This window comes from Georgenia wutianyii (assembly GCF_006349365.1).
Taxonomy (GTDB): Bacteria; Actinomycetota; Actinomycetes; order Actinomycetales; family Actinomycetaceae; genus Oceanitalea; species Oceanitalea wutianyii.
The window spans coordinates 834,954-860,041 of sequence record NZ_CP040899.1 but is presented as its reverse complement, the minus strand read 5'-3'; the positions used below and the strand labels follow the sequence as shown (position 1 = coordinate 860,041).

At 70.4% G+C, this 25,088-nt stretch carries 23 protein-coding genes and 1 tRNA gene; 10 read left to right on the top strand and 14 right to left on the bottom strand.

Going from position 1 to position 25,088, the window contains the following annotated elements; translation table 11 throughout:
• Positions 1-13: 13 nt before the first annotated feature.
• Genes FE251_RS03820 through FE251_RS03810 form a run of 3 tightly spaced genes read right to left on the bottom strand, consistent with a single transcriptional unit; the run spans position 14 to position 3,255 of the window.
• Positions 14-1,651 (bottom strand): ABC transporter permease, encoded by a 1,638-nt coding sequence (locus tag FE251_RS03820; RefSeq protein ID WP_230976532.1) that lies wholly within the window; start codon positions 1,649-1,651, stop codon positions 14-16.
• Between the two features lie 8 nt (positions 1,652-1,659).
• Positions 1,660-2,583, bottom strand: coding sequence for an ABC transporter ATP-binding protein (locus FE251_RS03815; RefSeq protein ID WP_139947970.1), 924 nt, complete (start codon positions 2,581-2,583; stop codon positions 1,660-1,662).
• Positions 2,584-2,598: 15 nt separating this feature from the next.
• Entirely contained in the window at positions 2,599-3,255 is a 657-nt protein-coding gene (locus tag FE251_RS03810) for a TetR/AcrR family transcriptional regulator (RefSeq protein WP_139947968.1), read from the bottom strand.
• 704 nt (positions 3,256-3,959) lie between these two features.
• Here FE251_RS03810 and FE251_RS03805 point away from each other — a divergent pair.
• Positions 3,960-5,711: a family 43 glycosylhydrolase gene (locus tag FE251_RS03805; protein ID WP_168202646.1), complete on the top strand. Its 1,752-nt coding sequence runs from the start codon at positions 3,960-3,962 to the stop codon at positions 5,709-5,711.
• 232 nt (positions 5,712-5,943) lie between these two features.
• Here FE251_RS03805 and FE251_RS15460 read toward each other — a convergent pair whose 3' ends face one another.
• Together FE251_RS15460 and FE251_RS03795 are read right to left on the bottom strand one after the other, a co-directional pair.
• A complete protein-coding gene (locus tag FE251_RS15460; RefSeq protein WP_168202645.1) occupies positions 5,944-6,705 on the bottom strand; it encodes a hypothetical protein in 762 nt (253 codons plus the stop codon).
• Positions 6,705-6,926, bottom strand: a complete 222-nt coding sequence (locus tag FE251_RS03795; protein ID WP_139947962.1) for a hypothetical protein — start codon at positions 6,924-6,926, stop codon at positions 6,705-6,707. The genes FE251_RS15460 and FE251_RS03795 overlap by 1 nt, the downstream gene beginning before the upstream one ends.
• A gap of 934 nt (positions 6,927-7,860) precedes the next feature.
• On the opposite strand from FE251_RS03795, the gene FE251_RS03790 reads away from it, so the two are divergent.
• The 3 genes from FE251_RS03790 to FE251_RS03780 are packed head-to-tail and all read left to right on the top strand — an operon-like array spanning position 7,861 to position 11,829.
• Positions 7,861-9,135 (top strand): SIR2 family protein, encoded by a 1,275-nt coding sequence (locus tag FE251_RS03790; protein ID WP_139947960.1) that lies wholly within the window; start codon positions 7,861-7,863, stop codon positions 9,133-9,135.
• Positions 9,132-9,698, top strand: a complete 567-nt coding sequence (locus FE251_RS03785; RefSeq protein WP_139947958.1) for a hypothetical protein — start codon at positions 9,132-9,134, stop codon at positions 9,696-9,698. The genes FE251_RS03790 and FE251_RS03785 overlap by 4 nt, the downstream gene beginning before the upstream one ends.
• Complete coding sequence (locus FE251_RS03780; RefSeq protein ID WP_139947956.1) at positions 9,685-11,829, top strand: AAA family ATPase; 2,145 nt, start codon at positions 9,685-9,687, stop codon at positions 11,827-11,829. The genes FE251_RS03785 and FE251_RS03780 overlap by 14 nt, the downstream gene beginning before the upstream one ends.
• Before the next feature lie 460 nt (positions 11,830-12,289).
• Here FE251_RS03780 and FE251_RS03775 read toward each other — a convergent pair whose 3' ends face one another.
• Complete coding sequence (locus tag FE251_RS03775) at positions 12,290-13,021, bottom strand: class I SAM-dependent methyltransferase (protein WP_139947954.1); 732 nt, start codon at positions 13,019-13,021, stop codon at positions 12,290-12,292.
• A gap of 72 nt (positions 13,022-13,093) precedes the next feature.
• On the bottom strand, positions 13,094-13,393 hold the full coding sequence (locus FE251_RS03770; RefSeq protein ID WP_139072693.1) for a hypothetical protein: 300 nt from the start codon (positions 13,391-13,393) through the stop codon (positions 13,094-13,096).
• Between the two features lie 314 nt (positions 13,394-13,707).
• On the opposite strand from FE251_RS03770, the gene FE251_RS03765 reads away from it, so the two are divergent.
• Together FE251_RS03765 and FE251_RS03760 are read left to right on the top strand one after the other, a co-directional pair.
• Positions 13,708-14,271 carry a DUF6817 domain-containing protein gene (locus FE251_RS03765; RefSeq protein ID WP_179954775.1) on the top strand — a complete coding sequence of 188 codons (564 nt, stop codon included), beginning with the start codon at positions 13,708-13,710 and terminating at the stop codon, positions 14,269-14,271.
• A gap of 270 nt (positions 14,272-14,541) precedes the next feature.
• On the top strand, positions 14,542-14,766 hold the full coding sequence (locus tag FE251_RS03760) for a hypothetical protein (protein WP_139947940.1): 225 nt from the start codon (positions 14,542-14,544) through the stop codon (positions 14,764-14,766).
• Positions 14,767-14,830: 64 nt separating this feature from the next.
• On the opposite strand, the gene FE251_RS03755 is transcribed toward FE251_RS03760, so the two are convergent.
• The 4 genes from FE251_RS03755 to FE251_RS03740 are packed head-to-tail and all read right to left on the bottom strand — an operon-like array spanning position 14,831 to position 19,387.
• The gene (locus FE251_RS03755) at positions 14,831-16,054 is read right to left on the bottom strand and encodes an ABC transporter permease (protein ID WP_330998308.1); all 1,224 of its coding nucleotides are present in this window, start codon (positions 16,052-16,054) and stop codon (positions 14,831-14,833) included.
• Entirely contained in the window at positions 16,051-16,770 is a 720-nt protein-coding gene (locus tag FE251_RS03750) for an ABC transporter ATP-binding protein (protein ID WP_139947938.1), read from the bottom strand. Before FE251_RS03750 ends, FE251_RS03755 begins: the two co-directional genes overlap by 4 nt.
• Positions 16,767-18,320, bottom strand: a complete 1,554-nt coding sequence (locus FE251_RS03745) for an efflux RND transporter periplasmic adaptor subunit (protein ID WP_139947936.1) — start codon at positions 18,318-18,320, stop codon at positions 16,767-16,769. The genes FE251_RS03750 and FE251_RS03745 overlap by 4 nt, the downstream gene beginning before the upstream one ends.
• A 20-nt stretch (positions 18,321-18,340) precedes the next feature.
• Entirely contained in the window at positions 18,341-19,387 is a 1,047-nt protein-coding gene (locus tag FE251_RS03740) for a hypothetical protein (protein ID WP_139947934.1), read from the bottom strand.
• A gap of 162 nt (positions 19,388-19,549) precedes the next feature.
• On the opposite strand from FE251_RS03740, the gene orn reads away from it, so the two are divergent.
• From orn to ribA, 4 genes are all read left to right on the top strand, one after another.
• Positions 19,550-20,227, top strand: a complete 678-nt coding sequence (gene orn, locus FE251_RS03735; RefSeq protein ID WP_139072690.1) for an oligoribonuclease — start codon at positions 19,550-19,552, stop codon at positions 20,225-20,227.
• A gap of 74 nt (positions 20,228-20,301) precedes the next feature.
• Positions 20,302-20,377, top strand: a tRNA-His gene (locus tag FE251_RS03730).
• A gap of 78 nt (positions 20,378-20,455) precedes the next feature.
• Complete coding sequence (locus FE251_RS03725) at positions 20,456-21,133, top strand: HAD family hydrolase (protein ID WP_168202644.1); 678 nt, start codon at positions 20,456-20,458, stop codon at positions 21,131-21,133.
• A gap of 46 nt (positions 21,134-21,179) precedes the next feature.
• A complete protein-coding gene (ribA, locus tag FE251_RS03720; RefSeq protein WP_139072688.1) occupies positions 21,180-22,580 on the top strand; it encodes a GTP cyclohydrolase II in 1,401 nt (466 codons plus the stop codon).
• Here ribA and FE251_RS03715 read toward each other — a convergent pair.
• Genes FE251_RS03715 through FE251_RS03705 form a run of 3 tightly spaced genes read right to left on the bottom strand, consistent with a single transcriptional unit; the run spans position 22,557 to position 24,977 of the window.
• Complete coding sequence (locus tag FE251_RS03715) at positions 22,557-23,612, bottom strand: glycosyltransferase family 4 protein (RefSeq protein WP_139947930.1); 1,056 nt, start codon at positions 23,610-23,612, stop codon at positions 22,557-22,559. The two genes, ribA and FE251_RS03715, sit on opposite strands and share 24 nt — an antisense overlap.
• Positions 23,613-23,999, bottom strand: a complete 387-nt coding sequence (locus FE251_RS03710) for a 6-pyruvoyl trahydropterin synthase family protein (RefSeq protein WP_139947928.1) — start codon at positions 23,997-23,999, stop codon at positions 23,613-23,615.
• A complete protein-coding gene (locus tag FE251_RS03705; protein ID WP_139947926.1) occupies positions 24,000-24,977 on the bottom strand; it encodes a zinc-dependent alcohol dehydrogenase in 978 nt (325 codons plus the stop codon).
• Between the last annotated feature and the right edge of the window lie 111 nt (positions 24,978-25,088).

The window sequence follows — 25,088 nt, the reverse complement described above, 5'->3', positions numbered from 1 at the left end:
GCCGCCGGCCCGGTCAGGCGGTGCCGACGTCGCGGCGGTGCAGGCCCAGGAGGCCGGCCGCCGCGAGCCCCAGGGCGAGGACCGTCATGACGGCGAGCGGGCCCGCCGTGAGCGCGGCTCCCGGGACCAGCGGGGTGTGGGTGAGCGGGGAGAGGTCCCGCGCCCAGGACGGCAGGCCGAGCAGCTCCCCGAGGAAGACGACGAGCGCTGCCCACACGACGGGCACCCACGCGAGGGAGGCGAGCCGGGGCGCCAGCCCGACCAGCGCGACCGCCACGCCGCCGAGGAGCAGGACGGCCGGCAGGTAGGCGAGCGACGCCGCCGTGAGCTCCCCGACCCACGCGACCTCCCCCGTCCCGGCGCTCACCCCCAGGCCCGCGCCGATGCCGAGCAGCACCTGGACGAGCGCGGACTCGACGGCGACGACGAGCGCCCACCGCCCGAGCACCCCGGTCCGCGAGCTGCCGGACGCGAGCACCCCCTCCAGTCGGCCCTCGCGCTCCTCGGCCCGCAGCCGCAGGACGCCGGACACGGCGAGCGCGGCCGGGCAGAGGGCGAGGAAGGAGAGGATGACGGCCGCGAAGGACCGGGTGAGGTCGTCGAGGTCGAGCTCGATCCACTCCCCCATCGCGGGGATGTCGGCGATGACGTCGTCCAGGGAGCTGGCCAGGGCACCGAAGGCGAGGGCGAAGAGGAACATCGCGACCGCCCAGGCGACGAACGTGCCCGAGACGAGCCGGCGGGCGAGTCCGGCCGGGGCCAGCAGCGCGCGTGAGGCCTGCGCCGGGCCGGGGCGTGCCGCGCGCAGCCCCGCGCCGAGGTCCCGGCGGCGGGCGAGCGAGGCGGCGAGGAGGAGGAGCACGAGCGTCGTGCCGGCGGACAGGGCGAGCGGCCACCACCGCAGGTCGACGAACACGCGCGTCTGCTGCGCCCAGGCGAGCGGGGACAACCAGGAGAGCCACGAGCCCGTCCGCTCGATGACGTCCCCGACCCCGCGGACGAGGAACGCCGCCGCGAGCGCCCCGAGCGCCAGGCCCGAGGCGGTGCGGGCGTGCTCGGTGACCTGGGCGGTGACGGCGGCGACCGCGCCGAACACGAGTCCGGTGAGCGCCGTCGCGAGCCCCAGGGCCAGGGAGTCCGCCGCGGGCATGCCGGTGATGACGAGCCCGGCGGTGGTCGCGGCCCCGACGGCGACGTCGGCCAGTGCCACGGTGAGCATCGCCGCGACGGCGGGCGCGTACCGCCCGACCGGCAGGGACCGCAGCAGCTCCAGGCGCCCGGACTCCTCCTCGGCACGGGTGTGGCGCACGGCGAGCAGGACGCTCATGATCGCGGCCGGCAGCAGCAGCCACAGGGAGAGCTCGTTGGCGATCATCGCCCCGAACGTGTAGTCCTCCAGTGCGAACGCCGGGCCGGTCATCATCACGGCCGCGGGGCTCTCGAGGAGCACCGCCCGGGCCTGCAGCGCCGCGGCGTCGGGGTAGGTCTCCTCGAGCGCGACGACCGAGAGGGCGACGAGGGCGAGGAAGGCGAGCGCCCAGATGGCGATCTGCCGGCGGGACAGCCGGAGGAACAGTCGCAGGAGGTTCCCGGTGCCGGTGAGCTCACCGCCGGTGGCGGCGGGGGCCGGGGCCGTGGTCGGGGGGCGCACCGTCGCGGTCATCGCGGGCCCCCGGCGTTCTCGGGCACGAGGTCCTCGCCGTAGTGGCGCAGGAACAGCTCCTCGAGCGAGGGCGGGGTGACGGTGAGGTGGCGCGCCCCGAGGTCGGCGAGCACGGGCAGGACGCGTGGGAGCGCGGCGTCGTCAACGCCGAAGGTGAGCCGCCCGTCGCCGGTGACGGCGAGGTCGTGGACGCCGGGGACGCGCGCGAGCGGCGCCGGGTCCGCCGTCGTCGTCGCGGAGACCGTCGAGCGGGTGAGGTGGCGCAGGTCGGCGAGGGTCCCGCTCTCGACATCGCGGCCGGCGCGGATGATCGTCACGACGTCGCAGAGCTTCTCGACCTCGGCGAGGATGTGGCTGGACAGCAGCACGGTGCGCCCGGCCTCGCGCAGGCGCCGCACCTCCTCGGTGAAGACGAGCTCCATGAGCGGGTCCAGGCCCGAGGTCGGCTCGTCGAGCAGGTAGAGGTCGACGTCGCGGGACAGCGCCGCGACGAGGGCGACCTTCTGCCGGTTGCCCTTGGAGTAGGTGCGGGTCCTGCGCGTGGGGTCGAGCTCGAAGCGCTCGAGGAGCTCGGCCCGGCGACGGCGGTGCGCGGCGCCGGTCTCGTGCCGGGTGAGGACGTCGATCGCCTCCCCGCCGGTGAGGCCGGGCCACAGGCTCGTGTCACCGGGCACGTAGGCGAGACGGCGGTGGACGGCGACGGCGTCGTGCCACGGGTCGCGGCCGAGGACCTCGACGGTGCCGGAGTCGGCGCGCAGCATGCCGAGCAGGACGCGGATCGTCGTCGACTTGCCCGAGCCGTTGGGCCCGAGGAAGCCGGTGACCTGGCCCGCGGGGACGGTGAGGGAGAAGCCGTCGAGCGCGCGGGTGGGTCCGAAGGTCTTGGTGAGGTCGCGGGCGGCGACGGCAGGCTGCGACATCAGGACTCCCTGGTTTCAGGACTGGGACGGTGGGGACTCGCGGGCGGCGAGGTAGGCGTCGAGCAGCGTGCGGTCGGCGAGCACGCCCTCGGTGTAGACCTCGAGCAGCGGCCCGACGATGCGCTCGGGGTAGGACCGGAGCCAGCCGGGCAGCTCGTCGAGGTCGAGGTGGTCCTGCTGGGCGGGCAGCTGGAGCAGGAGCGCGCCGAGCGCCTGCTCGGTGAGGACGCGCGCGCGGGCCGCGGGGTCCCGGCTCGGGCGCACGACGCCGGCCGCCTCCCCCTGCGCGAGGTACTCGACGGCGTCGGTGACGAACCCGTCGACGAGGGTGGCGGCGAGCTCGCCGCCGGCCTGGAGCCGGCGCAGGACGTACCCGACGACCGGGGCGTAGCCCTCGATCTCGGCGAGCTGGGCGAGCATGGCCCCGGCGCCGACCGAGCGGGTGAACACGCGCTGCTTGTTGGTCCGGACGACGTCGAGGACGTGCTCGTCGCACGCGGCGCGCAGCCCGTCGGCGGAGCCGAAGTGATGGATGATCAGGCCGGCGCTGACGCCCGCGTCGGCCGCGATCGTCCGCAGCGGGGCGGACATGCCGTCGGCCGCGAACCGCCGCACCGCGGCGCGGACGATCCGCGCCCGGGCGGTGAGCTCCTCAGCCATGGCTGAACTCATGTTCAGAAGCCTAAACCCGCGTTCAGCCTGTGTCGAGACCCTCCCCCTCGCGAGCGATGACCTACGCCCCGAGAGGTCACACCAAGACCTTCGCAGGACACGCGCTCGCGATCGCTCAAGGGAATTCCTACTAAAGAACCACCCGCACGAGTGGCGGTTTCGGATTGAAAGCAGAAATACCCGGCGAGCACACTTCCGCAATTCGGACCGATGGGTTGACAGGTGTTATGACCTGACTCAGACTCGACATCGGGCCCAATGATGTGAGCGTTAACGCTGTCCAACTCGCCGGTTCAGAGATCCAGGAGATCGGGACCGTGCGGGATTCTGCAAAGTCGCAGGACGGAGATCCAGTGATGACCGAAGAGACAGCCCGAAAAGACCGACGCAGCCGGCGAGGCATGGCGCAAACCTCAGCAGCCCTCGCTGCCGCAGGGGCTTTGATCGCCGCGAGCCTCGTCGCGGCCGGGGGTGCAGCCGGGGCGCCGGCTCGAGCTCCCATGGCGGTCGGTACCGCCGTAGGGGCCGAGGAGCCGACGCCGTGGGGAAGCCCTGCCGCCAGGGTGCCCCTGCCCGGCGTCGACATGGACCTGACCTACACGAACCCGATCGACCTGCCTGACATGGAAGTCGACAGTAATCCGATTGCGATGGCGCCGACGGATGAGGGCATCGCGAATGTGTCTCCCAGGATGTTGGAGATCTTGGCGAAGCCGGAGTGGACATCGGCGGACGGGCGGAACCTCTCAGGCCTGTCGAAGGCGGGCTTCACCGCCCCGGGCGAGAACTTCTCGACCGTGGGCGAGAACGCCTTCCGCACGGCCGCGGACTTCAGCGCCCTGAACGTCGACGGAACCATGTACCTGTACGCGTCCGGTGGCCTGGGGAACGACGTCAACAGCCGCGTCGCCTGGTCCACGACCGACTACCTCACCTGGACCCCCCACGAGATGAACCTGGGTCTCACGGCGCCGTCCGTCGTCCAGGTCGGCGACAAGTTCTACATGGGGGGCAACTGGACGCCGTTCTACGTCGCGGACTCCCCCACCGGTCCGTGGACCGAGCTCGGGTGGCCCAGGCACCTGAACGGCCGGACCCTCTCGGCCGGTGACGTCCAGTTCTTCCTCGACACGGACGGCCGTCTCTACCTGGTCTACAACCTCGGCGCGCCGATCATGGGCGTCGAGCTCGATCCGACGGATCCGACCAAGGTGCTGACCGAGCCCGTCGTGCTCTTCGACTACGACCCGGCCCAGGAGTGGCAGCACATCGGTGAGAACAAGCAGGGCTTCACCCACGGGTACATGGAGGGAGGGCAGATGTTCAAGGTGGGCGACACGTACTACGTGCAGGTCGTCTCCGGCGGGTCGGAGCACACGGGCTACAACGCCGGAGTCATGTCGTCCCAGACCCCGCTCGGGGAGTACACCCTGCCGGAGGGGCAGGTGAACCCGATCGGCTACGGCCCGCAGAGCAACTACCCGAGCGCGCTGTACCCGAACGCGGGGCACGGTTCCTTCGTGGTCGACGACGCGGGCAACATCATCTTCTTCTACACCTACGTCATCGCCTACGAGACGGGCTTCGAGCGGCGGCTGGGGATGGACACGTGCGAGGTCGGGCCCACGGGTGCGCTGAGCTGCGACCTGTCCAACACGCCCCAGCTGGCCCCGGGACACGAGATCGACGGCCAGCGGGACGTCGGGCTGTACAACGTCAGCACGCTCACATCGGCGTACTGGACGAGCAGCTACGCCCCCGGACGCACGCCGTACTACGCGGCGGACCGGTCGCTCGGGACCTGGTGGCAGCCGGCCGAGGACGACGAGGACCCGACGTACATCAGCGGCTTCGGAAACCCGTTCTACATCTCCGCGGCGCAGATCAACTGGAAGGAGATCGGGCACGGGCACACGAAGGACAACGCGGTGCAGTACACCCTGGAGTACCGCGACATCGAGTCGAACTCGTGGCAGCCGCTGGTCGACAGGAGCGAGAACACCACTCCGCACACCGCTGAGTACGTCACGTTCGACCGGGTGCTCACCCACGCCGTGCGCCTGAAGATCACCGGCACGACGGAGGACGTCACGGTGGGGATCGCCGAGCTCAACGTCTTCGGGGAGAACCACACCCTCGTCGTCGAGAAGGGCATGCTCCCGTCGGACGACGTGGACGAGGTCTCGGTGGACGTGCAGGCCCAGGCGCGCTGCCTCGCGGGGCGTGCCTATGTCGCGGTGCGCGCGCTCAACACCGACGAGGCGCCGGCAACCATCGAACTCACGACGGCATACGGCGCCCGCCAGTTCGAGGAGGTCGCCGCCGGGAACAACGCCTTCCACACCTTCAGCACGCGGCAGGACGCGCTGGAGGCCGGCACGGTCAGCGTCAGCGCGCGGATCGGTGAACGCTCCTCGACCACCGAGGCGACGTTCGAGGCACTGAGCTGCGGCTAGGCGGACGCTCCACTGCTGGTCGATAGTGCCGGGTCGGGGCCGTCACCACACGGCGCCGACCCGGCACTGCAGGGACTTCAGCACTCCCGGCACGGTCGTCTTCATCGGCGTACCGCGCGCCCGGCGCGTAGTCGGGCGCCGAAACGTGCGCCGCCCCCGGCACGCGGCTCGGAAGCGCCTCGCGAGGCGAGCCGCTCGGTTCGCCACGGACACCCAACCGAGTGTGGCCTCCTTACAGCTCGTGGAGGCGAGTTGAATGCCCAACCGGCTCGTCACCGGGTCCCCGCCACGTGACGTCGTATCCAATCTCGCGCAACGTCTTTGCTGCCTCAGCCGGCGCGTCGCGGACGACGGCCCTGGACTGGATCGTGCGCCACCGCGCCCGCGCCTCGCGTAAGTGGTCGCGCGCGCCGGGAGGGCAGCGCACGCCGAACTCGTCCATGAGCACCTCGAGTAAGTCTTCGAGGCATGGCCGAAAACGCCTACCGCCAATGGGAAAATGAATATCAGACGCCTGCGGGGCTCGCCCCTTTTGGAGGTCCGCCCGACGCTGCTTGCCCCTGCGTGTTGCGAGTCCCGTGTGCTGCAGTGCTTCGGCTAGGGCCGGATGGTCCGCATGAAACTGGACGTGAGCGGCCGGCACGGAGCCGAGAGGATCTTCAACGAAGTCGTATCGGACAATCGGGAGCGCCCTTGCTGGAGGAGCCGGGAATACCTTGAAAAACGACTCCCAGACCTTGAAGTAACCGTCCTTGCGGCCGATGCGGCATTTGAAGGCAGCTCGGAGGATCAGGAGATCTTGGCCTGCCTCAGTCTTGAGCGGGATGCCATCGACCGGCTGCTGGCGAACGTAGGCCGCACGATCCTCAGGGAGGGCTGTCACGGCGAACGGTGCACAACCAACACCGACCGCAGCGCGGATCGTTTGATTGAGCGTGTCGGCGAACTCGCTCGCCTTGAGAGCGAGCAACTCTTCGTCCGAGGAAAGCGGCATCAACGGGAGGCGGCCGCGAGCAGGTAGTTCAGCCCATCGATCTCGTCCACGAGCGCTGACTGGTGAAGGGTCAGCTCATAGTTGGCCGCACGATCGCGCATGTCCGCCTCGCTCAGCCCGAGCTGCTCACGCAGCTGATCACGCCGCTCGAGCGCTTGCTCTCGCGTGAGCATCTCCACGCCGTGCACCACCATGACGCCTCCCTTCTTACTGGACGACATCATGCCTCCTTGCTCTGACATCCGCTATCACCACGGCCACGCGCGCCCCCGACACGCACTACCCGTTGGCTCTACTCATAGGTGTGCTCGCGCCCGATGAGCGTGCTCACGTCATGCCGCCGTTCGACACCCCCGGGCGGCCGAAGTGGTGACTGAAGCAGCGCGATCAGCTCTGCGCCTGTCGCCAGGCGAGGATCGTCAACGGTACCCACTCCTGCCGGTGGTCCATCAATAGGGTCTTGTGAGCATGGAGCTATCCGCGAGCGAGGAGGCAACCTCTCGCCAGCAACGAGCCTCTCAGCGGCGGATCGGCGAGGTGAGGCGACGGCTCAACGCCTGGGCCTCGGCTGGGAGCAATGCCCAAGCCGAGCAGCCGGACGACGAGTGGGACTGCCTACTCGGGCCCGTCGTCACCCTCCTCGCACACCACAGGCCGGCGGACGAGATCGCGGCGCGCATCAGCGCCGACTTGCGTGATCACTATGGGCTGGAGCGTGGCGGCGACGACGTCGGATACGCGTCCGAGCTTCGCGTTTGGTGGGACGCGGGTGGCCTGCCTCGGCGCTGACAGTACGCATATACCCGCCAGCGACGTAGTGCGCGTCCGTGCCGACTGCCGAACCAGGTGCGCGACTCGCACGCGCCATTGAAGGGTCGGCAGACGATACCGCCTGCCAGCACAGCGTGGGAGCCAGTCCGCGGCTGTGTATTCCCGCGGCGGGGGCTGTCACCGACATCGGCAGGAGACCAGTCGAGCGGCGAGAACCACAGAAAGTACCCCACGTAACGGTGTCGCAAAGGAAGGACGTGAAACCCAGCCTCGGGCACGAGCCGACGTCAGCATTTCCCCACGGGAGGCACTCGGTGCCCGTAGCATCGGAGAGTGCATCAACCGTCGCCGATCCCGACTAGCGTCCCGCCGTACGCCGTCGCCTTGGCCGCACGAGCTGTTATCGGCAAGCTCGTCATCTATGCGGGCGCCGGCATCAGCGTCTCTCCTCCCACGGCGCTCCCGAGCGGCGCTGGCCTGGCGCAGGCACTCCATAGTCAGCTCAAGGGCAGCTTCTCAGTTCTCGCTTCTGTGGATGAGTGGGATCTTCTTGGCGTAGCAGACGCTGTCGCACAGTTGTCCGGCGGAGAAGATGCCCTCCGTCAGACGGCCGCGAAGTCGGCGAACTTCAAGTCTGCTACACCCGGATATGCGCACCGGGTGCTGGCGTATCTGATGCTCGAACGTGCCGTCGATGTCTTGACGACGAACTGGGACAACTGTATAGAGCGAGGCTCCGGCGAGGAACACCTCCCCACCGTCACGAACGAGCACGATCTTGCAGATGTCACGCCGCCCTGGGTGTTGAAAGTCCACGGCTGCGCGTCTAGACCAGGATCGCTTCTCGTCACGACCGCTCACCTCGCCAACCCGCCGAAGTGGGTGCAGGAACAAACACATGCTCGACTTGGCAGTTCGGTGGTCGTCTTCATCGGTATCGGCGATGTCGCTACATACGTGAAGCAGCGCATCGCCGAGGCGATTACCGAGGTCGGGTCCGTCGATAAAGTTCGCGTTGTCTCTCCGGACATCATAACGAATTGGGACACTTCGCAGTGGAAAGCCCTTGCTCCTGCACTCCCGGACGAGCACAAGGTTCCGGTCACGGCTGACGCGTTCATGGAGGAGCTCGCTGCGGCATACATCATCGCCCGGCTCAACGAGCACGGCCTGTCCGCAGGTGCTGAATTGGCCCAGAAGCTCGATCATGCCAAGACCGGACTGTTCAAGTCTGACTCGCTCACAGTACTTCAGTGGTCTCGCAAGGTCGACATCAACCCCCGGGCGGGCGAGTCTGTCCTAAAGAGTCCGGAGTTCGGAAAAGCGTTGATCGCGTTGGGGCACCTGGTCGGCGACTCAGTCGATCTCAAGCACAACCAAATTCTCGAAACCAACCTTGGACCGATCGAGATTCTCATCGCAACGCAGACGGTTCCAGCGCGGCAACTTGTCGAAGCGGCCGAAAGTCGACTTCAGGCCCACGACTATCGCGGCGAACCGCACCCAGTATTCCTTGTCGCTGGCGGAGTCGGGCCGATCGCTAAGCCAGACGCCCTACCTCATCGAATCATCGGCGATGTGGACGAGTTCGACATTGTCGACGGCCCCCTCGCTTTAGTGCCCAAGGTCCGGCACGCCGACGAGGTGATTGCGTCGTGAGCATTATGTCGCCAGATGCTCGCTCCGACGAGGAACTCCTCCATCTCACGAAATCGGTTCTTTTAGATCAAGACTTTCACGTCGAGACAGTGAGAGGGCGTGTCGATCTGATCTTGGCCGAGAACAGGTATTTTGTTGTGGCCGTAGCGGCCGTTAGTACCATTCAGGACCTGGTCCTTGCTGAGCCCGTTGCGTTCGAAACCCTCGCGCAGCGCATCGAGTCCGCTATCCTTGGCCCGAAAAAGTGGGATACGTACCTGGTGCTGCTCACTCAGGAAAAATCTGCCGAGGATGACGACGTAACGCGGGCTCTGTACGCCATCAACTATGACACGACGCGACTGCGACGCATCGCGCACACAGGCGTAGACCCGACCCGGGAAGCGATCAGTCACGCACTTGCCCCTTTCGTCGAGCCAGCGACATCCACAACATCGGACACGCAGACCAACGCTCTCTCCTCGCTAATGCGATCTCTCGCTCTTCACGGAGCAAACGAAGAACTTGCTCAACGCGCGATTGCCGCTTTCGAACAGGGGGCTACGCTTGATGACGTACTCTGAGCCTGTCATCAACCGACTTCGAGTCGAGGCGTTTCGCGGATTTCGCGATGCCCGCGAGTTCGACTTGTCAGCTGCGGCAGTAGTTATTACAGGACCGAACGGCACGGGTAAGACTAGCTTCTTCGATGCGCTGCAGTGGGGACTCCTCGGCAGAATCGAACGTCTTGAGAGTCTTCGTTCGCGCCGGAATGTCGAGCATGTCGTCAACCAGTACCGGCTCGGACGCAAGGCTACCGTCGAGATCGACCTCGGTCTGCCATCGGGATCTGTGACCGTCAGACGCACCGGCGATCAGGGAGGCAGCACTCTCGAACTTCGCCGAACGTCGGAGCCCCCACTGTTTGGGGATGAAGCCGAAGCCAGACTGCGCAGCATCCTACTTCCTCATACCGAGCTGGCCCTTGAGGCGGCATTGACCACATCGGGTCTCATGCAGCAGGACGTCATGCGACGTGTTCTTGAAGCCAGGCCCGCGGACCGGTATCAGCAGTTGAGCACCGTGCTTGGACTTGGAGTGCTGGAAGACTTCGAGGACGCCGTGAAGTCTGTAGCGAAACATGCATCCGAGCGTGAAAAGATCGCTCGAGCTGAGTACGCCAGGCTCGTCGACGCTCTCAGGCAGGCTCGGGACCACTACGACAGCGCGCGCGCACGGTTGGCTGCTCGCCCCCAAGTGGCGGCAGTACGCGAAGAAGCTCTAGCCGCCTTGATGGCCACTCCCCCAGGCATTTTCTTCAGCGAGAGCGATCTGACGCTTGAAACGACCGACGATGTTCGCGACGCGGCGACAGCCTTCGGCGAGGCAATTGACTACGTCGAGTCCGCGCGAACCCTGGTCCGTCATGCTTCACAGATGCGAGAGGACTTGGGCGAGGTCCCTTCCGAGGAGCAGGTAGCGTTCCTCCGAGAAGAATTCGCGCGAGCCGAGGCCGCGAAGACTGCAGCAGAAACTTCGCGCGGGATCGCGCAAGGGAGATTGCATGCGGCGCGCATGGCGGCGGCCGACGTTGCACAGCTTGCCGCCTTGGCTGTGCCGATGCTGTCAGACGCGTGCCCGGTTTGCGGCCAAAGTATCGAGCCCGCTCGCGTGGAACGTGAGTTGCGCGAGCGAGCGGAAGCAACTGACACGATTCTTGAATTGCAGCAGACTTTTGTCGAGTTGGCAGACGCGTTCAGTCGGGCCGCATCCGCCGAAACCGCGGCTCGGGAACTGATGAACTCGGCAGAGGAGCAGGTCGAGCGCTGGCAGCAGGCTCGGAGCGCTGAGGTCGCGGCCAGTTCAGCCGTTGAAGCTCTTAGACAGCGTATCGGCGTTGTGCAGTTCGATCGGGACTACGTGGAGTCGTTCGGCGCCACCGCAGGTCCTACGGTAGATTACTTCCGTAGAGCCCGAAGGGCGCTACATAATCTTCTGGAAACGTTCGACCGCCAGTCGGATCAAGGCGCTGTAGAGCGCGCAGCGGCGGAGATCCATAGCCTGCAAGCCATGCTCTCTCCGGCTGAGAAACATATGACCGCGGAGTCGACGAGGGCCCGCAGTCTCCAGACCCTATCCGAGCAGACCCTCCAGGCTCGAGTCGAGGTCACGGAGGCGAGGTTGCGTTCGCTGCAGCCGCTGGTGGCGAACATTTTCCAGCGTCTCGACCCGCATCCCGCTTTCAAGACCGTCGAGTTCGAGTTGGACACCTACTACCGGAAGGGGACAACGAGCCCTTTGGTTATCGACGAGGTCGAGAATATTTCGGCTGATCCACTCCTGGTCTTCTCCACGTCGCAGGCCAACATCGTCGCACTGTCCTACTTCATTGCCATGAGTCTGTCGTCAGGCGAGCGAGGAGGTCTGCCGTTTCTGCTCCTCGACGACCCCGTTCAATCCATGGACGATGTGAATGTCCTCGGATTTGCTGACTTGTGCCGACACCTGCGGACTCAGCGGCAACTCATTGTGTCGACACACGAACGTCGATTTGCTGGTTTGCTCGAACGTAAGCTTGCGCCGCGAGCAGCAGGCACCCGTACCAAGATTATTACATTTACTGGATGGGACCGCAGTGGCCCTACCGTTCAAGAGCGCTTCGTGGATCCACAACTCCTTGAAGACCCGATTCGATTGGTTGGCCTGGCGGGCTGATCCGCGGTAGACTGCCCGAAAAGTGGGCCCTTCTGCTATCGCAGCATTCCGTCGTAGGACGTGCTCGGACCCGCGGCGAACACACGACCGCGGTCCTAGTATAGGAAAGGGAACCAGATCCGTGCCCGCGTGGAACGATTCGCAATCTCCGCCCAGATAGCCGACAATCCGAAGGCAACTCTGGTCCCGTCGTACTGGCGGAACGCGAAGGGAGCGATATTTGTTCGCTCTTACCGTCCCGTAAGCCGAACCGCGACTGGTACGGAGTCCCCGCACCGCCATGCCTCAAGATCACGGTCGCGGGCCCCGTCACCGTATTGCCCGTCCGGTGGCGTTCCCGGTGAGGGCACCCTTTCCACAAACCCGAGCCAGCAGGACTTGGTGCGCCCGCGGCTGCCCGGTGCGCGCCGGGCACGCGGTAGCGCGTTGCCCGGGTGACGTTCACAGAAGGACCCGCTCCCTATGCGGCGGGGAGCGGTTCACGTGCCTCGGGCTTCTCTGCCACGAGAAAGAGAAAGCACAGGAAGGCGCTGCGCTCGCCGCTGGCGATCCGCGGCGGCATCAGCTCGGGCGGGGTCTCGGCGGAGGGCGGGGGTTCGTCGAGCACGCGCAGGCGAAGGTCGGCGTCGAGGACGGCGCGGACCACCTCGCACAGAGGGCGGTGCCAGAAGGTCAGGGTGGTGGTGCGGCCGTTGAGGTCGACCTCCTCCCCGTACTCGCGGGTGGCGAAGTAGTCCTCGTGCATGGCGTTGATCTGCCGGGCGAACGGGTGGTTGACGCTCGCCACCAGTCGTCCGCCCGGCTTGAGGACGCGCCTGATCTCGGCGAGGGGTGGGTCCCAGTCCTGGAGGTAGTGCAGAACGAGGGACGCGACGACGTCGTCGAAGGTCTCGTCCTCGTACGGCAGGGGTTGGCTGAGGTCGTGGATCGTCAGTGGCACCGTCTGGCCGAGGCGGCGGCGCGCGAGCTCGATCATGGCGGGGCTGCCGTCGAAGCCCGTGACGTCCGCGCCCCGGCCGACGAGCTCGGCTGCCAGCGGCCCGGAGCCACAGCCCGCGTCGAGGATCCGCCGACCATCCACGTCTCCGAGCAGGCGTAGCACCGCCGGCCGCTCGTAGTGCGCGTTCAGCAGGCTGTTGGCGTTCTCCGCGTCGTACTCGACCGCGAAGTCGTCGTAGTCGTCGGCGCTCATCCCATCTCCTTCGGCTGGTGAGGTCCGCCGGGACGACGACGGCTCCTGGCGCGTGTGCCCCGGTGTGCCGGGCTACGGGGCCGGCTGTCTGGCCGTCAGGAGCGTGGAGACCGACTGGATGACGACGGCAGCGCCGACGAACGCCGCACCCAGGGGCATCAGGGCGAGCCGGAGGATGTTGAGCACGAGCGAGACGGCGTGCAGGCCGGGTTCAGCACTCGCGCCTGCCAGGTTGGTCAGCCACAGGTAGGCATCCGTTCCGTAGGCCACGACGATCGCTCCTGCGAGCAGGATGACGATGCCGGCTGTCAGCGACCTCTTCGCCGGGGGAATCAACTGGGTGCACCTCTCCAGGTCCGTCTCGATGCCCATGACGCCCCCGAAACCCGGTGGTACGCCGCAGCGACGTCGTTGCGTCGTCCACGACGCTATCGAACCTCGCCCTCAGACATCGACGATTCCTCGGTGAGGATCGCGGCGCGGAAGGCGGCTTGCTGGGTTCTACTCCGAGGACGCACCGTCGCAACCCTGCTATCGGGGAATGGAGGAGGCTGGAGATTCCTCGAACAGACTCCGACGCCATCTGGGACGATGGCGCTCTCTAGCTCGATCTGCATTCTTCGAAGCCAGGAACCTGGAAGCATCGTTCAGCGTCGAGCGTCGCCGCGCCCGAAGGAGGGGTACTCATGACTTTCCACTCGAGGGTCGCAGCCGCTGAGGATCTGCTGCGCGCACGCGGAGCCGCTGAGGTCCCCCATCCCGGTGGCACGCTGCTGGACCATCTTCGGCGCGTCCGGGTCGAGCTCGCGGCATGGGACGCACCACCGGAGGTCCAGCTCGCCGGCCTGTGCCATGCCAGCTACGGAACTGACGGTTTCGACACGGCACTGCTCGACCTGGCCGAGCGGCCGGTGCTCACCGAAGCCATCGGCGCCGAGGCCGAGAGCCTCGTGTACCTGTACGGCAGCTGCGTCCGCGCGCACGTCTATCCGCAGCTCGGTCAGGAGGAGGTCGAGTTCGTCGACCGATTCACTGACGTGCTCCGCACTCCTGACCGCGCGTCGCTGTCGGCGTTCATGGAGATCACCGCGGCGAATGAGCTCGACGTCGTCCGACACAACCCGGCGATAGCCGCCGAGCACGGACCTGCCCTGCATGAGCTGGTTATCCGGGCCTCTCGCCACCTGAGCGACAAGGCGCGACGGGCATGGACCGACCAGGCAGCACGGACCGGCGTGGCAGCGGAATAGCACCACGAGGGATCGGGACGCCGGGCATAGAGAACCCCCGCCGTCTAGGAGTGCGGGCCAACGAGGGAGTCGGGGATGCGAGGTCGGCTGAGAAGGATCGGTGCCCGCCGGACGTCAGCGCTGGTGCTTTCAGTGGCGTGCGTGGCGGCCTGCGGTGGCCCCACCGTCGGCGCCGTGGACGGGCCGGTTCTGACCTCCCCTCCTGCGTCCGGTGACAGCGGCTTTGACGCCGTCGTGGGCGGGACCGTGGAGATGCGGGGGGACTGCCTGGTGCTCGCGAACACCGTCGACTACCCGGGCGCGCCTGCCCACCCGGTCATCTGGCCGGCGGGGACGAGCTGGCAGGCGGACCCGGCCGCCGTCGTGCTCGCGGACGGGCAGGTCGTGGAGCTCGGCACGGAGGTCCGCGGCGGTGGCGGTTACCTCCCGTATGACGGCGTCAAGGACGAGTGTGGCACCCGCAGTGGCCGACGCGTTGGACAGCTGCCGGGGTGAGAGCAGCGAGATCGCCGTCTTCAACGCGGGCAGCGACGTCGAGGTCCCCTGATCGGCGGGCTCGTCACAGTCCGCCGCGCAGGGCCGTGACGGGCTCGAGCGAGGCGGCCTTGAGGGCCGGGTAGGCGCCGGCGACGAGACCGATGACCCCGCCGAGCAGCGCCGAGCCGCCGACGAGCCGCAGGTCGAGGATCGGGGTCCACTCCTGGACGACGCTGATGGCGACGACGGCGAACGAGCCGACCGCGGCCCCGAGCAGGCCGCCGAGCAGCCCGATCGTCACCGACTCGACGACGAACTGGGCCGCGATCTGCCGCCGGGTCGCGCCGAGCGCGCGCCGCAGCCCGATCTCGCCCACCCGCTCGATGACCCCGAGCAGGGTGACGTTGGCGATGCCCAGCCCACCGACGAGCAGCGCCACCGCGCCCAGCGCGAGGAACACGGCGTTGATGTCGCCCTGGACGCTCTCGCGCAGCCGGTTCCCGAGCGCGGGCGCCTGGACGGTGATGTTCTCCGGGGTGTTCGGGGACAGCGCGAGCGGCGCCTGCTCGACGAGCAGCGGCCCCGCCCCGACGGCGATCTTCACCTGCGCCTCGGTGGCAGACGTGAGGCCGAGGTCCGCACGGGCGGTGCCGAGCGGGAGGACGACGGCGTCGAGCACGTCGCGCCGGCGGGCGACGTCCCCGACGATCCCGATGACCGTGTAGGCCTCCTCGCCGATGAAGATCGAGGGCTGGGAGTCCACCCGGTTGACCCCGAGCCGCTGGGCCGCGCCGGCGCCCAGCACCACCACCCGGTCGGCGCGGGCGTCGTGGCCCGAGTCGAACATCCGCCCGGTGGTGAGCGTGCCGCGCAGCGCCTCGAGCAGCTCCGGGGAGCTCGCGACGAGGGCCGGCTGCACCTGCGCGGCGGCGGCCGGGTCGATGAGTGGGACGGAGGTGATGCGCCGGTCGCCGGGGTCGAGGTCGGCGAGCAGGGCGGCGGCCTCCACCCCGTTGAGACGTCCGAGGCGTTCGGGGGTGTCCCACGGCAGGGCCGCGCGCGAGCGGCTGGAGCCGTCGGCCCCCTCGGTGGTCCCGGGCTGGATGACGGCCTGGGTGGCGGCGACGGCGTCGAACTGGCGGGCGATCTGCCCTCCGCCGGTCTGCGCCATGCCGATGGTGACGACGAGCGCCGCGATCCCGAGGACGGTGCCGAGGATGGTGAGGGCGAGCTTGCCGGGCCGGGCGCCGATGCCGTGCCCGGCCTCGCGCACGAGGTCGCGCATCCCGAACTGGTTGCGGCTCACGCGATCTCCCGCAGCACGCCGTCGGTGATCCGCACCCGGCGCCCGGCGCGAGCGGCGACGGCGTCGTCGTGGGTGATGACGAGCAGGGTGAGGCCGTCGGCGTGGAGCTCGTCGAACAGGTCGAGCACCTCACCGGACGTCGTCGTGTCGAGGTTGCCGGTCGGCTCGTCCGCGAGGAGCAGCCGCGGGCCGGTGACGACGGCGCGGGCCACCGCCACCCGCTGACGCTCCCCGCCGGACAGGGTGGTGGGCCGGAACCCGATGCGGTGCTCGAGCCCGACGCGGCGCAGCGCCTCGTAGGACCGCCGCAGCCGCTCCTCACGGGGCAGCCCGGAGTACATCGTCGCGAGGAGCACGTTGTCCAGGACGGTGCGGTGGGGCAGCAGGTGGAAGGCCTGGAAGACGAACCCGATGAGCCCGCCGCGCAGGGCCGTGCGCTGCCGCTCCCCCACCGCGTGGGTGGCGGTGCCGTCGAGCCAGTACTCCCCCGTGGTCGGCCGGTCGAGCAGGCCGAGCACGTTGAGCAGCGTCGACTTGCCCGAGCCGGACGGCCCGACGATCGACAGGTACTCCCCGCGCGCCACCCGCAGCGTCACCGGGTGCAGGGCGGTCACCGGCGGCGGACCGGGGAAGGAGCGCGTGACGCCCCGGAGGTCGACGACGGCCGGCTGGTCCCCGGCGCCCACGCCGCGCGCGGCCACGACGGGCGAGCTCATCGGCCCACGACGACGAGGTCCCCGGCGGCCAGACCCTCGGCGCTCACCTCGACGTAGCCGCCGGCGGTGAGGCCGGTCTCGACGACGACCACCTCGGTCGTGCCGCCGCGGTCGATCTCGACCCGGCTCTCCCCGCCGGGGCCGGCGGTGAGCGCGGCGACGGGCACGGCGAGCACCTCCTCGCCGGTCGACTCGAGCGGGATGCTCACCCGCACGTTGGTCCCGACGACGGCGGCGCGCTGCTCCTCGGTGATCTCCAGCGGCACGAGGACGACCTCGCGGCGGTCACCGCCGCTGCCGGAGTCCCCACCGTCCTCGCCGTCACCCGACCGGCGGGCGGGTGCGCGGACCTCCTCGACCCGCGCCTCGACCTCCTCCTCCCCGACCATGAGGTAGGCGGTGGCGCCCTCGCTCACGAGGGCAGCGTCGGCGGCCGAGACGCTCGCGAGGACCTCGAGGGTGGCACCGGAGATCGTCAGGGCCACACCCCCTACGGTCGCGCCCCGGGTCACCATCACCGAGTCGATCCGGCGGGGCAGGGTGTCGACGTAGACGACCTCGGCGGCGGGCAGCGGGGTGCGCGCGGCGCGCCACGCCTCGTCCAGCGCCCTGCGCGCGTCGGCGACACCACGGTCGGCGGCGTCGCGCAGGGAGCGCTCGGGGGTGAGGTCCCGCGGGGCGAGCGCCTCCTCCCGCTCGGCGCGGACGACGGCGACCTCCTCGCGGGCCTGGGTGACGACCTCGGCCGGCTCACCGGCGTCGATCGCCGCCTGCACCGCCCGCTCCGCGCGGGCCACGGCGGTGTCCAGGCGCAGCCGCTCGGAGCGCGGCGGCCCCTCGGCGGCGCGGGCGAGCTCGCCCTGGGCCTGTGCGAGCGCCTCCTCGGCCGCGCGCAGCGCCTCCTGCGCGGCGGCGACCGACTCCTCGGCGCCCTCCTCGGCGACCGGGGAGGGGTAGCCGACCCGCGCGTAGAGCGCGTCGACGCCGGCGGAGGTCGCGGCGTCGTACACGTCCGACCCGGCGTCGCCGGCCTCGATGCCGAGTGACTCCAGCGACTCCTTGAGCTGGAGGACGTCGGGGCCGGTAGAGCCCATCCGCAGCGTGCGGTAGACGGGCAGCTCACCGGGCAGCACGATGACCGGCCGGCCGGCGACCTCGAGGACCACCTGCCCGGCCTCGACCAGCCCGCCGACCTCGGGCACGCGCCCGGTGACGACGGCACCCCCGCCGCCCTCGGGCGCCTCGAGGCTCACCGGCACGGGGTCGTCGTAGAGCGCGTCGCCGCGCAGGGTGAGGTCGGTGGACAGCTCGCGCCGCTCGACGGGCACGGTGATGAGCCCGGGCTCGGGCGGCGCGGCCTCCGCCGCGCGCTGGGCGGGTGAGACGACGAGCTGGCTCAGCGCCACGCCGGCGGCGAGGCTCGCGACCGCGGTGACCGCGACGACGACGATGGTGCGGTTGGCACGGGGCGGACGGACGCCGTCGGGCAGGGTGTCCTCGGCAGGCACGGCGAGCGCCTCGACGCCGGCCTCCGGCTCCACTGCACTCACGCGGCGGCGCGAGGGGAGCCTCACGACTCCTGCCCGTAGGTGGCGATGATCGCGTCGATGTCGGACTGGTAGGTCTCGACGACCTCCTCCTCCAGCTCGAACTGGATCTCCATGAGGCGGGCCTCGACGTCGGCCTCCTCCCGGCACGCGAGGTCGGCGACCGCCTGGGCGATCTCCCGCTCGCGCAGCTCGGCCAGGCCCTGCTCCTCCATGAGGTCGCGCATCGGGTCGGCACCCTCCGGCAGCGACTCCCAGTCGATGCTCTCCCAGTCGATCTCGGCGTCGGCCTTCTCCATGAGCCGGTCGTACTCCGTGTAGATCGCCTCCTGGGCGAGGTCCGGTGAGGTCATGCCGGTGATGCCGGCCGCCTCCATGCACTCGGCCCACTCGAGGTTGACCGCGATGGTGCGCGGGTCGCGCGCGGCGTCCTCCCACACCTTCTCGGTCGCGGCGAAGAACTCGGTGAACGCGGGGTCCTCCCACATCTGCATCGTGGGGTCGGACTCCTCGTAGACCTGGTGCTGGGCGCTGCCGTAGCACCCGGCGTCCTCCCAGTCGTACTCGGGCTCAGGGTCACCCTCGACCCAGTCCTCCTCGAGCATCGGAGCGCCGTGGAGCGCCTCGTAGTAGGCGTCCTGCTCCGACGGCGACATCGCCTCGACGTACTCCTGGTTGGGGTCGACCCACTCCTCCTCCGGCTCCACGGGCTGCTCGTCGAGCCAGGGGTCGGTGGTGATGCCGTAGCCGTACTGCGCCGTCCACTCCTCACTGCCCCAGTCGTCGTCCTCGTCGATGACGACGCTGGACCCGCCGTCGTAGACCGCCGGGGTGTACTCGAAGCCCTCCTCGGCCATGCACGCGGCGACGGCCTCCTCGACCTGCCGCTGCCGCTCGGCCTCCTCGCGCTCCCACTCCTCGGGGTCCTGGTCGAGCCCCCAGACGTCGCCGAGGGCCACGGCGAGCGGACTGTCCTCCCAGGTGAGCTCCTGGGCGGACTCACCTCCCTGGCCGCAGGCGGCGAGCAGGGCGATGGTGCACGTGACGGCGAGGACGTGACGGGCGCGCATGGCGACCCCTTCCGGCAGGGCTCGCCACCCCGTCGGCGAGCGTTTGGCGCTCACGGTAGTGACGGACGAGCGGCGCGGGCCTATAACAGAGGACGAACATTGCGCAACACGAGTCACTGTTGGGTAACGGCGCGAGCGCCCGCGACCACATACAGTGGAACGATGCCTGCTCAACTGAAGGACCCGATCGTCTGGATCGACTGCGAGATGACCGGCCTGGACCTCGGCACGGACGCGCTCATCGAGGTGGCCGTCGTCGTCACCGACTCCGAGCTCCGGCCGGTCGACGCCGGGATCGACCTCGTCATCGCCCCGCCCCCGGGTGCGCTGGAGCAGATGGGGGACGTCGTGCGCGAGATGCACACGACCTCCGGCCTGCTCGACGTGCTCGACGAGGGCCTGACGATGGAGGAGGCGCAGGAGCGGGTGCTGCAGTACGTGCGCCGCTGGGTGCCCGAGGCCCGCAAGGCGCCCCTCGCCGGCAACTCGGTGGGCACCGACCGCGCGTTCCTCGAGCGGGACATGCCCGAGCTCGTCGAGCACCTGCACTACCGGATCATCGACGTCTCCTCGGTCAAGGAGCTCGCCCGCCGCTGGTACCCGAGGGCCTACTTCCACTCTCCCAGCAAGAACGGCGGGCACCGCGCGCTGGCCGACATCCTGGAGAGCATCGACGAGCTGCGTTACTACCGCGCCGCCCTGTGGCCGGCGGGCGAGGGCCCCGACACCCCGACGGTCAAGGCCGCCGCGCAGGCCGTCAAGGCGGACTCGACGGCGTCCCAGGTCGCCGCGCTCGCGGCCCGCGCGTCGGCGAGTGAGACAGGAGTCACCGCCTCCTGAGGCGCGCGGATTCCACACCGGGGCGGGCGAGCGGCTAGAGTGTGACACTGCCGCGCCCCACAAGGGCGCGCATGGTGGGTGTAGCTCAGCTGGTAGAGCGCCGCGTTGTGGTCGCGGATGTCGCGGGTTCAAGTCCCGTCACTCACCCCAGTAGTGGAACGGCCCCGGCTCCTGCCGGGGCCGTTTCTCGTCCCCCGCGCTCGCGGTGCCGCCCGTAGCATCGGGCGGATGACCGAGGACCCCGGCGCCGCGCGGGCGCTGCTGCACACCCGCCGGCTCGTCGTGCTCGACTTCGACGGCCCGGTCACCCGCCTCCTGCCCGGCGAGGAGTTCCTCCGGGTGTCGGCCGGGGCGCTCGACCTCGCCGTCGCCCTCGGCCTCGCGCCCGACGACGAGCTCACCGGGCAGACCGACCACGTCCAGCTCCTGCGCCTCCTCTCCCGACGCGACCCGGCGGTCGCCCGCGAGGTCGAGCGGTGGTGCACCGCCCAGGAGGTCGCGGCCGCCCGCTCGGCCCGGCCGGTCGAGGCGGCGGCGTCCTTCGTCGCGCGGTGCCGGGAGCGGGGCACGGCCGTCGCCGTCGTGACGAACAACGCCCCCGAGGCGGTGCGCGCCGTCCTCGCCCACGGTGGTCCGCTGCTCGCCGCCCTCGCCGTCCACGGGCGCGACCCTGCGGCCCCGGAACGGCTCAAGCCGGCGCCGGACATGCTGCTCGCGGCGGCCCGTGACGCCGGGGTCCACCCCGACGAGACCGTCATGGTCGGTGACAGCACCTCCGACGTCGAGGCGGCGACGGCGGCCGGCATGCCGTGCATCGGACTCTCGGACAGCACCGAGCGGCGCGCCGAGCTGATCGCCGCCGGAGCCGTCGCCGTCGTGGCCGACCTCACAGGAGTGGCCGTCTGACGATTTCCGAGTGGCCGAACGCCGCGTCACGGGAAGAATCTCCCCTATGTCTCAGCTCGAGGAACGCGCCCCCAACGACATCGCCCTGCCCGTCGTCGAGCGGGAGGTGGAGACGGTCCTGCCCACCCGGCACGGCCCTTTCCGGATGATCGGCTACCGCGAGGGCAACGGCACGACACACGTCGCGCTCGTCCGCGGTCTCACCGGGCCGCCGGCCACTGCCCCGCTCGTGCGGGTCCACTCCGAGTGCCTCACCGGCGACGCGTTCGGGTCGTGGCGGTGCGACTGCGGTGAACAGCTCGACGCCGCCCTCGCGGCGGTCGCTGCCGAGGGCGAGGGCGCGGTCATCTACGTCCGCGGCCACGAGGGACGCGGCATCGGCCTGCTGGAGAAGCTGCGCGCCTACGCGTTGCAGGACGCCGGGGCGGACACCGTCGACGCCAACCTCGCCCTCGGGCACAGCGCCGACGCCCGGAGCTACGACCAGTCCGCGGACATCCTGCGCGACCTCGGCGTGCAGCAGGTGCGCCTGCTGTCCTCCAACCCCGCGAAGGCGGAGGCGCTCACCGACCTCGGCATCGAGGTCACCCAGCGGGTGAGCCTCATCATCCCCCCGCACCCGCAGAACGAGTTCTACCTCACCACCAAGCGCGAGCGGATGCGGCACGACCGGCCCGCCGCCGACGACTCGTGGCAGTCGCTGCTCGGAGGGACGGTGCCGGCGAGCGGCCCGCACGACGCCGACCAGGAGCTCGTCGACCGGTACGGCCCGCTCGTCGCGCTCGGTACGGACTACGTCATCGGCCAGCTCGGACAGAGCCTGGACGGCTTCATCGCCTCGCGCACCGGTGACGCGGAGTTCGTCACCGGCGACGCCGACCGTGAGCACCTGCACCGGCTGCGGGCGCTGGTCGACGCCGTCGTCGTCGGGGTGGGGACGGTGACGGCTGACGATCCGCGCCTCACGGTGCGCGCGGTACCCGGGCACAACCCGGTGCGCGTCGTCCTCGACCCCTCCGCCCGCACGCCGCTCACCTCCCACGTGCTCACCGACGGCGCCGCGCCCACGCTCTGGCTCGTCGGCCCCTCGGCGACGGTGCCGCGCGACCTCGCGGCGCACGTCGACGTCGTCCGGCTCGACGACGACGGCCCGGCCGTTCCGGACCGCGTGCTCACGCTCCTGCGCGAGCGAGGGCTGGGCCGGGTGCTCGTCGAGGGCGGGGGCCGGGTGGTCTCGGCGTTCCTCGCCGCCGGCGTGCTCGACCGCCTCTACCTCACCGTCGCGCCGGTGCTCATCGGCGACGGCGTCCCCGGCCTGCGGTTCGTCGGCTCGGACCTGCTGGCCGACGCGATCCGCACCCGCTCGCGCCGCTTCCTCCTCGGGGAGGACGTGTGCACCGAGCTGGACCTGCGGGCGCTGCGGTCAGCCGAACAGCCCGCGTCGTAGGTCCGCGGCGGTGTCCGCCCACGTCCGCAGCCGCGCGCGGCGGGCGTGGGCGGCGGCCCGCCAGCCCTCCCGCAGCGGCGCGGAGGTGAGCCAGCGGCGCAGCACCCGCTCCCACGCCGCCGGGTCGGTCGGGTCGACGGCCGTTCCCGGGGCGTCCGGCCCGCACGTCTCCCCGGCGGCGCCGGTGAGCGCCTCGACGGCCCCGGTCCCGGCGGGGATGAGTGCCGGCAGGCCGTGGGCGAGCGCCTCGGTGACCACCAGCCCGTAGGTCTCCACGAGCGAGGGCAGGAGCAGGAGGTCGGTCCGCCGCCACAGGTCCGCCAGCCCGTCCCCGACGACGGCGCCGGGCAGCGCCACCCGGTCGGACAGGCCCGCGTCCGCGAGCGCGCGCACCAGGTCCCGGGCCACGTCCGGCTGGGCACCGGCAGGGCCGGCGAACGTCGCCTCCCAGGGCAGGTCCCGCAACGCCGCGAGCGCCGGGACGAGGACGGTCTGGTTCTTAACCGCCGTGAGCGCCCCGAGCGCGAGCAGGTGGGGCGGGCGGCTGCCCTCGGCGAGGGGCGCCTGCTCGGCCCCGGGGACGGCTACGAGAACGTCACGGCGCCCGTAGCGGCGCTCGAGGTCGCGCGCCGCCCACGTGCTCGTCGCGACGACGTCGGAGGCCGCGCGCACGGCGGCCGCCTCGAGCTCGGCAAGCCGCGCGGCCTCCTCGGCCGGCAGCCCGGCCTCGGCGGGCAGCGGGAGGTGGACGAGCAGCACCACCCGGGTGCCGCCGTCGACGGCGCGCTCGACCTCGCGCGGGCAGGCACTGCCGACGAGCCCGTCGAGGACGACGGTGTCGGGGGTCCGCAGGGCCAGGCCCAGGGCGCGGCGCTCCGCGGGTCCGGGACGTGGCCAGCCGCCGGGCAGCGCGAGGACGTGGGAGTGGCCGTGCACGCCGTCCCAGGCGCGGGCGAGCCGGGCGTCGTAGACGTCACCGCCGCTCGGCCCGGCGGCGCCACGGGCCGGGACGACGAAGCGCAGCCCGGGCACCTACCGGCCGGGGAGCTCGAGACGGTAGGTGGCCCACGCGTCGGGGTGCTCGTGGAGCCTGACCTCGACGGCCGTGAACGGGGTGGTGTCCAGGCCCTCGACCACCCGGTGCGCCACGTGCCGGGCGACGACCTCGGTGGTCGTGACGACCCCGGCGAACTCCTCGAGGTCGTCGAGGTTGCGGTAGCGCAGCGCGCCGGTGACCTCACCGAGCCGCTGGGTGGCGGCGCCGATGTCGATGACCACGCCGTGCTCGTCGAGCTCGGGCCGGAAGAAGGTGAGCTCGACGACGTAGGTGACGCCGTGCAGACCCTGGGCAGGCCCGAAGAACGGGTCGGGCAGGGAGTGGGCGACCATCATGTGGTCCCGGACGGTCACGCTGAACACTTAGCTCTCCTCGGGGTAGCGGATGACGTGGCACAGGGCGGGACGGCGGCCGGAGGCGATCGCGTCCATGGTCTCGGGCAGGTCGGCGAAGTCGCTGGTCCCGCTGAGCAGGGCGTCGAAGCGCGGGTCGCGCAGCGCGTCGAGGGCGGTGCGCAGCCGGTCGGTGGTGGTGCGGCGGGCGCGGCGGGCGGCGCTCACCGCCCCGACCTGGCTGCCCCGCAGGGTGAGACGGCGGGCGTGGAACGCCTCCCCGAGCGGGGCGCGCGGGGCGTCGGTGCCGTACCAGGACAGCTCGACCACCTCCGCCTCCTCCCCCGCCAGGCGCAGTGCGGTGGCGAGCCCGGCCTCGCTCGCCGAGCAGTGGACGACGACGTCGCAGTCCCCGGCGGCGGTCTCGGGCGTGACGAGCTCGAGCCCGAGCCGGTCGGCCAGCTCCTGGCGGCTCGGGTCGGTGTCGACGACCTGGAGCCGGGCGAGCGGGAAGCCGGTGAGGAGCGTGGCGACGGACGCCCCGATCATCCCCAGGCCGACGACGGCGATCCGGTCCCCGAGCCGCGGCCCGGCGTCCCACAGTGCGTTGACGGCGGTCTCCACGGCCCCGGCGAGCAGGGCGCGCTCGCTCGGGACGTCGTCGGGCACGGGCACGACGGCGGTGGCGGGCACGACGTAACGGGTCTGGTGGGGGTGGAGGGAGAACACGCGGCGCCCGCGCAGCTCGTCCGGCCCCTCCTCGACGACACCGACGGACAGGTAGCCGTACTTCACCGGCCCGGGCAGGTCGCCCTCCTGGAAGGGCGCGCGCATGAGCGGGCGGACCGACTCGGGCACCGCGTGGCGGTGGACGAGGGTCTCGGTGCCGCGGCTGATCCCCGAGCACAGGGTGCGCACGAGCACCTCGTCGGGACCCGGTGGGTCGAGGGGCGTCTGCCTGATCTGTCCTTGTCCCGGACCGACCGTCCAGTACGCCTCTGCTGTCACGGCCCCATCCTGCCCCGGCCCCCCGCGCCCCCGCACCCGGAGACAGGGCGAATGTCATCACCTGCCGCGAACCCCCTCCCCACCGACAGCCGACTTGGTGCCGACAGCCGA